The organism is Hymenobacter metallicola, from assembly GCF_004745645.1.
Classification (GTDB): Bacteria; Bacteroidota; Bacteroidia; order Cytophagales; family Hymenobacteraceae; genus Hymenobacter; species Hymenobacter metallicola.
The window spans coordinates 1,465,308-1,477,083 of record NZ_SRMB01000001.1 but is presented as its reverse complement, the minus strand read 5'-3'; the positions used below and the strand labels follow the sequence as shown (position 1 = coordinate 1,477,083).

Sequence of the window (11,776 nt, the reverse complement as noted above, 5' to 3'; positions counted from 1 at the left end):
ACTTACCGCAAATCGTCGTATTCGAGGTAAAGACTGTGGCTTACCGTAAGCGGCCGGACGGAGTTGCCCGCATCAGACTGCACCCGTAATTCCTGCCCGGCTGTGCAGGGCGTTTTGGCCGCGGCACTGGGCAGCACCCGCACGGGCGGCTCCGTTGTGCTTACTGCTTTAGCGTCACCTCGGGCCACCACCGCTGCTACTTGGTCGAAATCGGGCTGCGCCGCAATGCGGTGCACCACAAATTGCTCTGGGTACTGGCCAATCAGGAGCAAAGCCGGTTGTGGGTGAACAGTTGGGCTGAGGTGTTGAAAATACAGCACCTGTTTGATCCGCACCGTAAGCTGCCGGGCAATGGCGGTACCGCCCCGCTCGAAATGCCCCCGGTAGAGCGTGGCCCGAAACGGGCGGGGCTGCTGCACCATCTGCGGCAGCACGAACTGCTCGGGCTCCAGCGTGTACACTGTTTCGGTGGGGAACTGCTGCTGGCTGGCCCGGTAGGCCGTTTGGGCGGAGTCGCTCAAGTCCAGCTCCAGCACCACTTGGTAGTCGTGTGGGCTGTGGAACATGGGCAAGTGGGAGGCATACACGTGCTGGGTCCCAAAAATCAGCATGCCGTGGGTGCTGGGCCGGTCAGTGGGGGTGGAGGAGTGGGGATGCTGGGCTTGGGCAGCAAGCCGGCCTAGCAGCAATAGGGCAGGAAGCAAGGCGGAAAGCCAAACCCGGAGCGGGTTAATAAACATTTGTCAGAAGGGACAAAGGGGGGATTGCCAATACGCGGCACCGGGGCAAAGATACACCCCTGGTTTGATTCGACGTTGGTGCAGTTGAGTACGGACCCGGCAACCCTGCCGAATTGGCACCTAGCGCCAGTTTACTCGGCAGAAAGCCGTTTCTTGGCCCCTATATTCCATTCCTACTATGAAGCTACCTTCCCTGCAACACGTGGTGGCCGAGGCCACTCGGGTCGTGCGTCGTTTTCCGCTTACCCTGCTTTGCGCTGTAGTGCTATGTGTAGTAGGTATTTATACAATTGGCTTGGACTATCAAGAGGAGCAAAAGCTCGACTGGCTATTTCCGGTACTCTCCACGGCCGGAGTGGGCCTGACGCTGACCTTAAACACGGCCTTGGCCGCCGAACGATACCGCTGGTCAGTGGGGGGCAAGCTGGCCGCAACGCTGGGCGCGGCCGGTTTGCTCGGGCTGTGGTACGTAGCCGCCCCTGCCTTGCCCGACCTGGTTTGGGTGCTGCGGCTGCTGGTATTGCTCGTGGCGCTGCACCTAGTAGTAGCCGTGGTGCCCTACCTGCCCGAGCTGCGCCGCGAGGCCGATACGCCCGGTTTTTGGCGCTACAACGAAACCTTGTTTTTGCGCATTCTCACGGCGGGGCTGTATTCGGGCGTGCTGTTTGCCGGCTGCGCCCTGGCCCTGGTTGCCATCGAAAACCTATTCGACGTCAGGCTCGACCGCAACATCTACGGCTACCTGTTTACGGTGCTGGCTACGGTATTCAACACCTGGTTTTTTCTGGCCGGAGTGCCCCTGGACTTTGCTGCCCTGGAACAGGAGGCACCGTATCCCAAGGGACTGAAGGTTTTCACCCAGTTTGTGCTGCTGCCGCTGGTGGTGCTGTACCTGGCCATTCTGTACGCCTACCTGGGCCGGATTGTAATGCAGTGGGAATTGCCTAAAGGCTGGGTGTCGCTGCTGATTCTGGTATTTTCGGTGGCCGGGGTCTTTGCCCTGTTGCTCATTCACCCCATCCGCGAGGCGGCCGAAAACACCTGGATTCGGACTTTCGGGCGCTGGTTTTACCGGGCCCTGCTGCCGTTGCTAGGGCTGCTGGTCGTGGCCATCAACACCCGGATTCAGGCCTACGGCATTACCGAGGAGCGGTACTACGTGCTGGTGCTGGCCTTGTGGCTGGCTGTCATGCTGGTTTACTTTCTTTGGCAACAGGGGCGCGGCATTATCTGGATTCCTGCCTCCCTGGCCCTGGTGGCCCTGCTCACGCTCGTCGGCCCCTGGAGTGCGTCGGCCGTGGCCGAGCGTAGCCAACAACGCGAGCTGGTGCAGCTGGCCAACGCCTACAAGCTGCTCCGCAACGGAAAGCTGGATTCGGCCGGGGTGCGGGTGCCCCGGCTGCCGCTGGCTGCGCGCCGCCGCATTACGTCCATCTTCGAGTTCTTTGTCGACCGGAATGCTGTGGCGCAACTACAGCCGCTTTTCGCGGCTTCCCTGCAATTGCCCGACTCCGTGCTCCGGCAGCCCCAGCACGAGCAGGAGAGGTGGCAGACGGACCGCTTATTCACCGCCAGCCATATTGTGCGCGCCAGCCGCTACTATTATGAATCAGAGCAGGATACCGAAACAATAGCCTCCTTTCGCACCGAGCCGGCCGCCGCGCAACCCCTGGGCGAAGGACGGTATTGGCTGTATAGTGTGTCGCTGGCGCACTACCGTAAAGCGGATGACGATACCCTGGAGGCGTTTGCGCTGCGAGAGGGCACGTTTCGGTTGCGCAGCAGCGGCCGCCGCCGCAAGCTGCACCTCGAACAGCTCCGCGCGGATAAGAGCTGGCAACTGGTACTCACGGCCGAGCCCGGCGCCCTGACCGATTCGCTGGTGCAGGGGCACGTGTTTACCGGTGCCGACCAAGATTGGGAAGGGGTGCAACTGCCAACCACTCGCCTCATTCTGCGGGCCCGGGGCCGCAACGCTACGCTGCACTTGTACCTGCGCGACTTATCCCGCCGCACCCGTCAAGATACCGTGCGCTACGACTACACCGGCAGCGCTTTACTGGAGCTGAAGAACTAGCCGGGCCGCGTCGGACTAGGCATGATGCAACCGGGCTATACGGTGCTCGGGAGCCGGAATTAGCTAGCGTACAGTAATAAACCAACCAGCCGATTCACCAAGAACAAGGTGCTGCCCAGTAGCAACCCAAACAGCACCCACCGCAGCGCGTAGCCCACCGGCGAAGTGCCGGCCGGCCGCTGCAAGCCCGGCCACGCCATCCACAAACTTACCAAAGCAACCAGCAGGGCAACAAACAACATGGGCATCCGACTAAAAGGAGAAGCGCAAAAGTAAGCTACCCGCCAGACTTGCAAACTTAACGCCCCCATAACCAAAAAGGCCGCTCCGGAATCCCGAAGCGGCCTTTTCGCAGTTTAGGTAGTTGTCAGCCAGTCGGCCACAAAATCGGGTCAAGTCCGCGGGCTATTCCCACTCAATCGTGGCTGGGGGCTTGGAGCTGATGTCATACACCACGCGGTTGATGCCGCGCACCTGGTTGATGATTTTGTTGGATACGTGGGCCAGAAAGTCGTAGGGGAGGTGGGCCCAGTCGGCCGTCATGCCGTCTACGCTGGTCACGGCGCGCAGGGCTACTACCTGCTCGTAGGTTCGCTCGTCGCCCATCACGCCCACGCTCTGAATCGGCAGCAGCATCACGCCGGCCTGCCATACCTGCTCATAGAGGCCAAATTCGCGCAGGCCGTCGATGAAAATAGCGTCGGCGCGCTGCAGCAGGTCTACTTTGTGCGGGGTTACGTCGCCCAGGATGCGGATGCCCAGGCCGGGGCCGGGGAAGGGGTGGCGGTGCAAAATGTTGTGGGGCAGCTCCAGCGCGTCGCCTACCTGCCGCACTTCGTCCTTGAAGAGGGCCCGCAACGGCTCCACGATTTTCAGGTTCATCTTCTCCGGCAGCCCGCCCACGTTGTGGTGACTTTTGATGGTCACGGCCGGCCCTTTCACCGACACCGACTCAATCACATCCGGATAAATCGTGCCTTGGGCCAGCCACCGGGCGCCTGCTACCTTCTGGGCTTCCTGGTCGAAGATTTCCACGAAGGTGCGGCCAATGGCCTTGCGCTTGCCCTCCGGGTCGGAAATGCCGGCCAGCGCCGCGTAGAATTCCTGCGAAGCATCCACGCCGCGTACGTTCAGGCCAAGGTCCTTATAGGAGTGCAGTACGCTCTCAAACTCGTCCTTGCGCAGTAGCCCGTTGTTCACGAAAATACCGTGCAGACGGGGCCCAATGGCGCGGTGCAGCAGCAGGGCCGCCACGGAGGAGTCCACGCCACCGGAGAGGCCCAGAATAACCTTGTCGTCGGGGCCGATGGTGTGTTGCAGGGCCAGTACCATGCTATCGACGAAGTGCTCGGGCGTCCAGCTTTGGTCGCAGCCGCAAATATCCACCACGAAGTTGCGCATCAGCAGTTTGCCCTCGGTCGAGTGGGTCACCTCGGGGTGAAACTGGATGCCGTAGGTCGGCTGGCCCTGCACGTGGTAGGCGGCCACATCGACTTCCGGGGTGCTGGCAATAATGTCGAAGCCCGCGGGTAGGGTCTTTATCGTGTCGCCGTGCGACATCCACACCTGCGAATCCACGGTCAGCTCCCGCATCAGCGGGTTGCTTTGGTCGATGCTGGCTAGGCGAGCCCGGCCGTACTCGCGAATGGTGGCCGGCAGCACGTCGCCGCCGTTCTGGCTGGCCAGCAGCTGCGCCCCGTAGCACACGCCCAGCACGGGCACTTTGCCCAGGTAGCGGCTCAAGTCGGGGTTAGGCGCTTCCGGGTCGCGCACCGAGCAGGGCGAGCCCGAAAGCACAACGCCCCGGATATCCTCAGTGAGGTCCGGGGCGTGCGTAAACGGATGAATCTCGCAGTAAACGTTCAATTCCCGAATGCGTCGGGCAATGAGCTGCGTGTACTGGGAGCCGAAATCGAGAATTAAAATCTGTTGAGGCATGGGCAAAGGTACTAACCGCCGCCACGTGCGCAAAATGGATGGGTGTTATCATTTTGGCCCAGCCCCCGCCCTGCGGTCTGGTAAAATGGATGTCACAAACGGGGGGTTATATGGGCGGTCAAACCCGAAGAGAGCCGCAATAGTCTGCCTTAAATAGGTTTTTTACTATATGAAATCCGTATTGTTAAGTTCACAGGTGCAAGCAGGTTAGCCTTTCCCAGCGCCGGTGATACCGCCATATTTGGTGAAATATTCGGTTCCAAAAACTGCTCTTATGTCCTACGTTCTACGAGTATGTGCCTTTTTTTGCCTGCTGAGCCCCGTATGCGAACTGCAGGCCCAAACCAGTGCCAGCTCTGGCTTGATTGCGGTGCAAGTGGAAAAAGCTGCCGCCGAGCAAGGAGTAGGTACCACCGATGTTAGCCGGGAAGCTTCTGTCACAACGGAAGCAGAACCGGTTGCTACTGCCGCGGCTGCCGAAGCGCCGGCCGCGGCCAAGGAAATGGTAACCACCAAGGGCCGGGTGCTGAATGAGCTTAACAAGCCCCTGGCCGGCGTGGTCGTTTTTGCCAAAGATGTTGCCGCTATTGCCAGCACCAACGCCGATGGGGAATACAGCCTTCTGGTGCCCGCCGGGGTAAACACCCTGAGCTTCAGCTACGCCGGCTACGAAGAGCAGCAGCTCCGGGCCAGTAACTTTCTGCCGACCACCGTGCAGCTGCTGCCGGTCCAGGGTAAAAAGAAACTCGCCAAAGCCTCCCGGCGCTAGCCGTATTCGGCTGGCCAAGCGCCTGTACGCAGGGTAGCGCACTCCCGCCCATGGAGTAAAGTTAACGTGTAAAAGCCTATGAATGTATTAGTTCGGGGGCTTTTTGCGTTAATTGGTATATCGGCTGGAAATGAATTTTTGCTACTGCGTGTATATATAATTCAAATCGGCCCGTATAACTGCCACAATTTGCCCGACGGAGTGTCCCGACGGCCAGCTTTTCACCTCACTCAAGTTTGAATGAAGCACCTGATCCATTCTGTCTGCAGCGTAGCATGCGTACTGTTTCCACTGGTAGGAGTAGCCCAATCAGCTTCTAAACCAGCAACTGCCCGGGCCAAGTCCGGGGCTGAGTCGTTGGCCGTCCTGGAAGCCGCACCCAAAACGGAGGCCGTTGTCAAAAAAGCACCCGTACCCGCCAAAAACGTCGTAAAGGTGCTAACCGGGACCGTTCTGAATGAGGAAGGCGAGCCACTGGCTGGCGCCACAATCATTTCTGAAAAGGGCGAGGTCATCACCACCAATGCCGAAGGACAGTTTGTAATTCAGTCGACGGCCGCCACGCCGGTGCTGAAGGCAAGCTACGCCGGCTACCAGGAAATGCAGTTGCCCATCAACACCCTGCAGCCGACAACCTTCCGCCTCGACCCGATTGAAAACTATGAGCGGCAGCTCAAGAAGCAAAGCAAGGCCGCTAATAAGGCCTGGAAGCACTAAAGCCAGGGTTTGCAAAAAAATAAACCCGCTGATACTCTGCGGGTAAGTGGCGCCGAGTTAAAAATCTTGGCGCCACTTGTGCTTTCGGCTGAAAAAGCCTCGTATATTTGCACCGGCGAGTCAGAACGACCAGCTCCTGCTGAACTCCCCCAGGACCGGAAGGTAGCAAGGGTAGGTGGTTGAGCGGTGCGATTTTGGCTCGCTATTTTTTTGTCCTGTCCCCAACGCTTCCCCTCGCCGCATTTGCCGGCAAACGGTTAGCTTTGGGGCATTCTTTTTTAACGCAATTCCCGCATGAAGTTCTTCATTGACACCGCCAACCTCAAAGACATTCAGGAAGCCGTTGACCTCGGCGTACTCGACGGCGTAACGACTAATCCTTCCCTGATGGCGAAGGAGGGCATCAAGGGCACCGACAACGTAATGGCGCACTACAAGCAGATCTGCGAAATCGTGGATGGCGACGTATCGGCCGAGGTAATTGCGGTGGAGTTTGAGGAAATGGTGCGGGAAGGGGAGATGCTGGCCGATTTGCACCCGAACATCGTCGTGAAAGTGCCCATGACCCGCGACGGGGTGAAGGCCATCAAGTACTTCTCGGAAAAAGGCATTAAAACGAACTGCACCCTGATTTTCTCGGCCGGGCAGGCCCTGCTGGCCGCTAAGGCCGGGGCTACCTACGTGTCGCCCTTCGTCGGCCGCCTCGATGATATCGGGCACGACGGCCTGCTGCTGGTGCAGCAAATCGTGGACATTTTCAGCAACTACGGCTATCCTACCCAGGTGCTGGCCGCCTCCGTGCGCCACGTGCCCCACCTGATTCAGTGCGCCGAAATCGGGGCCGACGTTGTAACCTGCCCGCTCAACGTCATTACCGGCCTGCTGAAGCACCCGCTGACCGACAACGGCCTGGCAACCTTCCTGGCCGACCATAAGCGCGTTAATTCCTAGATAATGCTTTCAGGTGCTACCGGGAACCATGAGCTGCTAAGGCTAGCCTTTTAAGTAACAACTACTTGCGCGGCTTGCCCTACCTCGTTCTGACCCAGTGGCACCTGAGTACATTTTTCTCTTTAGCACACTGAACCGATGTACATCATCAAGGTAAAAGGCAAGGCCAAGATTCCGGACTACATTCAGCTGCGGGACGAGAACTTTGTGCTGATTGCGTACTTCCGCGCCGACCGGCCCCTGAAGGATTTGCACCGGTATGGTCTGGAGGGCAAGGAAATCGAGCTGGCATCCGTCATCGAAGGCCTCACGTTCGGTAAATTGCAGAAGCTGGAGCTGGTATAAGATGTCGGGCTACGGGCAAGAGCGGCCCGGGCCTTGCGGCCGACAGTTCAGCCGCTAACTTCTCACTTCTTCTTTCTTCGTTCTATTTCCCGAATGCCCACTTCCTCCGCGCCAGTAATTGAGCTCCACGACGTGTACGTGATGCAGGATGTTAACACCATTCTGCAGAAAGTCTCCTTTACGCTCGAAAAAGGGGAGTTTGCGTACTTGGTAGGCCGCACCGGCTCGGGTAAAAGCTCGTTGCTCAAAACCCTCTACGCAGACTTGCCCATGGGCGGAGGCGTGGGAACCGTGGCGGGCTACGGGCTCCAAAAGCTGGGCCTCGATAAAGTACCCTACCTGCGGCGCAAGCTGGGCATTATCTTTCAGGATTTTCAACTGCTGTTTGACCGCACGGTAGCGGAGAACCTCTTATTCGTGCTCAAAGCCACGGGCTGGAGTGGTAAGGCCAAGATTCAGCAGCGGATTTCCGAGGTGCTTATGCGGGTGGGGCTAGCCGGGGCCGCCAGCAAAATGCCCCACCAGCTTTCCGGCGGGGAGCAGCAGCGCGTAGTCATTGCCCGGGCCCTGCTCAATGAGCCGGTATTGCTGTTGGCCGACGAGCCCACCGGTAACCTTGACCCGGACGTGGCCGACAGCATTATGCGTCTGTTTGTGGAAATCAACAATGCTGGGACAGCCGTCCTGATGGCCACGCACAACTACCAGATTATCCGGCAGTACCCCAAGCGGATTCTGAAGTGCGAAAATGGCCAGCTGCTCGACTCGGCCCGTACTGCCGTAGCCCTGCCCGAATAGGTTATGCTTGCTGCGCCCGGCCTTTCGGTGCTAATACCCGTCTTCAACCGCGACGTCACGACGCTGGTCTGCGACCTGTTGGAACAGCTGCCCGACTGGGGCGGCCCCGTCGAAATCGTGTGCCTGGACGATGCCTCCGCGCCCGAGTTTCAGGAGCTGAACCGCTTGGTACGGGCTTGGCCGGAGGTGCGCTACGGCGAACTGCCGTGCAATGTAGGCCGCTCGGCCATTCGTAACAAGTTGGCGGCCCTGGCCCGGCACCCCTGGCTGTTGCTGCTCGACAACGACAGCCTGTTGCCCGACGACCAGTTTCTGGCCCGTTATGCCCAGGCCCGCGCCCTGGCGCCCGTCTTGGTGGGCGGTACTACCTATGATCCTACCCCGCCTCCGGAGCCAGAGTTGCGTTTGCGCTGGCACTACGGCCGTAAGCGGGAGGCCCGCCGGGGTCGGCAGCGGCAGCAGCAGCCCTACGCCCAGCTGACGCTCAACAATATGCTGATCCAAACCTCGGTGTTTCGGCAATTTGGGCTCGATGAAAAGCTGACCCGCTACGGCCACGAAGACACCAAATTTGGCTGGCTCCTGGAGCAGGCCCAGGTGCCGGTGCGCCACCTCGATAATCCGGTACTGCACGACGGGCTGGAGCCGGCGGCCGTGTTTCTGGAAAAAACGCACCAGGCCGTTCGTAACCTGGCCTTGTTATACCGCCACGAACAGCTCGGCACTAACACCAAACTGCTGCGGTTGGCCCTGCAGGTGCGCCGTACCAAGCTGTGCAAATCGGTGCAGGCGGTGGTAAGCGTGTGGGAGCCGGCTCTGCGCCGCAACCTGCTCTCGGCCTCGCCCGACCTGCGCAAGCTGGACCTACTCAAACTGTATTGGCTGCTGCGGGAGTTGAGCCGCCCTAGCCGATAGAACGCAAAAAAGCCCGCCGGTATCATCCGAACGGGCTTTTTTGGGAAAGCAGGCTACCTTAATCGTTGTCGGTGTTCTTGACCTCCGACTTCACTTCCTTGTAGCCCTCTTTGGTTTTTTCGCCGACCTTTTTGGCCGCGTTGCCAATTTTCTGACCAACGGTCTTGCCCGCGTCTTTCACGTCGGAAGCAGTGTTGGCCGCGGCCGTGCCCACGGCCTGCCGCTCGTCACGGGTTTCTACTTCCGCATTCTGAGCGCCGCCTTGCACCGCATCGGCACCCTGGGCTACGCGGGCTTCGGCTTTATCGTACGACTTGAAGGCGGCGTATTTAAGCTTCTCCTTGGCAATTTCGGTCCGGTCGGCGGTGCTGACGTCCTTTTTAATTTGGTCGTACCGCTCGTCCAGGGCCTTCCAGTCGGCATTCACGGCGCGCCAGTCTTCGATACCGTAGCGGTTTTCGTTTTCCTTGATCTGGGCCGTGAAGGCTTCGTAAGTGCCGCGAATATTGGCCGCTGTGAGCCCGCCAAACTTGCCAGCTTCCGACTGATACAGGCGCGTCGTCGTGCCCCCGCCAGTGGTGGTGCCTGCTACGGCGTTAGGCCGGTTTTTCCAGGCCATGTCGCGCTTGTCGTAGGCGGTAGTATAGCGCGTGCGGAGCTGCTCGATTTCCTGGCGACGGGCATCGTCGTACTGGTCGGCATACCGGTCGACGGCGGCTACCTTGGAGTCGAAGTCGTTCTTCAGTTGCGTCGTCTCCTCGTTGTAGTCGGCCTCGGCTTGGTCAGCCACGTTGTCGGCCTTGGTTTCGGCGCTGGTCACGAAGCTCTTAAAGTCTTCGTAGGCTTGGTCGCTTTCCTGGGAAACTTCCTTCTTATCGGCCTGCGAGCAGCTGGTCTGGGTGAAGGTAGTGCCGCCGAGCAGCAGGAAAGCGGCCAGCGTGTGTATGGTGAGGGTTTTCTTAAGCATGGTGTGAACGGTTGGGGGGAGAACAATATAGCAGGCCTTTAATACAGCCGCTTGGCCCGCTTAACGCAAGCTTTTCCGTTCAGGTTACGCGCTTGGCTTTCCGGGGGCGGTTTGCATCCGCCTTTTATCTTTGACCCAAACCTGCCTGCTTTTCTACCAGTGCCACATTCTGCTTCCCCTGTCGCGCCCATTCAGCTGCTGGATCTGGCCGCCCAACACGCTCCTATTCACGCACAGCTGGACGCGGCCCTGCAGGAGGTGCTCCAGGAGGCGGCCTTTATTCAGGGGCCGGCCGTGGAGCAGTTTGCCCGGGAACTGGGCGACTACCTCGGCCAAGCCCACGTGATTCCGTGCGGCAACGGTACCGATGCCCTGCAACTGGCTCTGATGAGCCTGCAGCTGCCCGCCGGGGCGGAGGTTATCGTGCCGGCTTTTACGTATGTGGCTACCATGGAAGCCGTGGCTATTCTGGGCCTGCGGCCCGTGTGCGCCGATGTACAGCCCGACACCTTTAGCCTCGACCCCGCGGCTGTGGAAGCGGCTATTACGCCGCGCACCGGGGCCATTATTGCCGTGCATTTGTTTGGGCAATGTGCCGATTTAGTGGCCCTGCAGCGTATGGCCCACCGCTATAGGTTAGCTCTCATTGAAGACAACGCCCAGGCCATTGGTGCTACCTACGCCATGGCGGAAGGAGTAACCGCGGTAGCGGGCACGGTGGGCGAGGTCGGAACTACTTCGTTTTTCCCATCCAAGAATCTGGGCGCTTTGGGCGACGGTGGGGCGCTGTTCACCCGCGACGAAGCCCGGGCTGCTTACTTGCGGCAGCTGGCCAACCACGGGCAGACTCGCAAGTACTACCACGAGCATATTGGCCTGAACTCCCGCCTGGATACGATGCAAGCCGCCGTGCTGCGGGTGAAGCTACGCCACCTGCCCGCCTGGACCCAGGCCCGGCAGCAGGTAGCCGCCTGCTACGACGTGAGCTTGGCCGGGCTACCCACCCTGCAAATTCCGGTGCGGGACGTGCGCAGCACCCACGTGTTTCATCAATACACGGTGCGGGTGGCCGCCGGGCAGCGGGATGCCCTGCAGACGTTTCTGCGGGAGCAAGGCGTGCCCAGCGTTGTGTATTACCCTATTCCAACGCATCAGCAACCCGCTTACCACTACCTGGGCTACCAGGCCGGGCAGTTTCCGGTGGCGGAGGAGCTATGCCGTACGGTGCTGTCTTTACCCATTCATCCCTGCCTGAGCCACGACCAGCAGCAGCGGGTAGTCCAAGCCGTACAGTCCTTCTACCAGACCAACGGTGCAGCGTAGCTTGCCGGGCTACTTCTGAACAGCCACCCCGGCCGCATAACGCAAGGCCACGGTGCGCGGGAAATGAGCTGGGTGCGGCCGGTGGGTAAAGCAGTAAGCGCTACCCAGGCATATGAGGGCCAACAGCAAAAACTGGAGTACGGCAACTGCTTGTCGGGCGGGCATACGAGGGGAGGGGAAAAGGGTGGCGTGGCAACCAAGGAATACTGTGCAAACATATTGGGCCGGTGGGCGCT

The 11,776-nt window shown here is 59.8% G+C and carries 12 protein-coding genes and 1 other RNA gene; 9 read left to right on the top strand and 4 right to left on the bottom strand.

Annotated elements, in window-relative coordinates; all coding sequences use genetic code 11:
* Positions 1 to 2 precede the first annotated feature (2 nt).
* Positions 3 to 704, bottom strand: a complete 702-nt coding sequence (locus E5K02_RS06265; RefSeq protein WP_135393130.1) for a hypothetical protein — start codon at positions 702 to 704, stop codon at positions 3 to 5.
* 214 nt (positions 705 to 918) lie between these two features.
* Between E5K02_RS06265 and E5K02_RS06260 the strand changes: the two genes are divergently transcribed.
* Positions 919 to 2,817 (top strand): DUF4153 domain-containing protein, encoded by a 1,899-nt coding sequence (locus tag E5K02_RS06260; RefSeq protein ID WP_135393128.1) that lies wholly within the window; start codon positions 919 to 921, stop codon positions 2,815 to 2,817.
* 59 nt (positions 2,818 to 2,876) lie between these two features.
* On the opposite strand, the gene E5K02_RS06255 is transcribed toward E5K02_RS06260, so the two are convergent.
* The gene (locus E5K02_RS06255) at positions 2,877 to 3,059 is read right to left on the bottom strand and encodes a hypothetical protein (protein ID WP_135393126.1); all 183 of its coding nucleotides are present in this window, start codon (positions 3,057 to 3,059) and stop codon (positions 2,877 to 2,879) included.
* A 163-nt stretch (positions 3,060 to 3,222) separates the two neighbouring features.
* The gene (gene guaA, locus E5K02_RS06250; RefSeq protein WP_135393124.1) at positions 3,223 to 4,755 is read right to left on the bottom strand and encodes a glutamine-hydrolyzing GMP synthase; all 1,533 of its coding nucleotides are present in this window, start codon (positions 4,753 to 4,755) and stop codon (positions 3,223 to 3,225) included.
* Positions 4,756 to 5,029: 274 nt separating this feature from the next.
* Here guaA and E5K02_RS06245 point away from each other — a divergent pair, with 274 nt between their 5' ends.
* The 7 genes from E5K02_RS06245 (at position 5,030) to E5K02_RS06215 (ending at position 9,250) form a co-directional block, all read left to right on the top strand.
* Positions 5,030 to 5,524, top strand: a complete 495-nt coding sequence (locus E5K02_RS06245) for a carboxypeptidase-like regulatory domain-containing protein (RefSeq protein WP_135393122.1) — start codon at positions 5,030 to 5,032, stop codon at positions 5,522 to 5,524.
* 240 nt (positions 5,525 to 5,764) lie between these two features.
* Positions 5,765 to 6,241 carry a carboxypeptidase-like regulatory domain-containing protein gene (locus E5K02_RS06240; RefSeq protein WP_135393120.1) on the top strand — a complete coding sequence of 159 codons (477 nt, stop codon included), beginning with the start codon at positions 5,765 to 5,767 and terminating at the stop codon, positions 6,239 to 6,241.
* Between the two features lie 112 nt (positions 6,242 to 6,353).
* Positions 6,354 to 6,450: signal recognition particle sRNA small type (gene ffs / locus E5K02_RS06235), an RNA gene on the top strand.
* Positions 6,451 to 6,535: 85 nt separating this feature from the next.
* The gene (gene fsa / locus E5K02_RS06230) at positions 6,536 to 7,192 is read left to right on the top strand and encodes a fructose-6-phosphate aldolase (protein ID WP_135393118.1); all 657 of its coding nucleotides are present in this window, start codon (positions 6,536 to 6,538) and stop codon (positions 7,190 to 7,192) included.
* A gap of 138 nt (positions 7,193 to 7,330) precedes the next feature.
* Positions 7,331 to 7,537, top strand: coding sequence for a fructose-6-phosphate aldolase (locus E5K02_RS06225; protein ID WP_135393116.1), 207 nt, complete (start codon positions 7,331 to 7,333; stop codon positions 7,535 to 7,537).
* Between the two features lie 93 nt (positions 7,538 to 7,630).
* Positions 7,631 to 8,335, top strand: coding sequence for a cell division ATP-binding protein FtsE (locus E5K02_RS06220; protein ID WP_135393114.1), 705 nt, complete (start codon positions 7,631 to 7,633; stop codon positions 8,333 to 8,335).
* Between the two features lie 3 nt (positions 8,336 to 8,338).
* On the top strand, positions 8,339 to 9,250 hold the full coding sequence (locus E5K02_RS06215; protein ID WP_135393112.1) for a glycosyltransferase: 912 nt from the start codon (positions 8,339 to 8,341) through the stop codon (positions 9,248 to 9,250).
* A gap of 58 nt (positions 9,251 to 9,308) precedes the next feature.
* Here the strand turns inward: E5K02_RS06215 and E5K02_RS06210 are convergent, their stop codons facing one another.
* Positions 9,309 to 10,217, bottom strand: a complete 909-nt coding sequence (locus E5K02_RS06210) for a hypothetical protein (RefSeq protein ID WP_135393110.1) — start codon at positions 10,215 to 10,217, stop codon at positions 9,309 to 9,311.
* A 159-nt stretch (positions 10,218 to 10,376) separates the two neighbouring features.
* On the opposite strand from E5K02_RS06210, the gene E5K02_RS06205 reads away from it, so the two are divergent.
* A complete protein-coding gene (locus E5K02_RS06205) occupies positions 10,377 to 11,540 on the top strand; it encodes a DegT/DnrJ/EryC1/StrS family aminotransferase (protein ID WP_240737170.1) in 1,164 nt (387 codons plus the stop codon).
* The last annotated feature ends 236 nt before the right edge of the window (positions 11,541 to 11,776 follow it).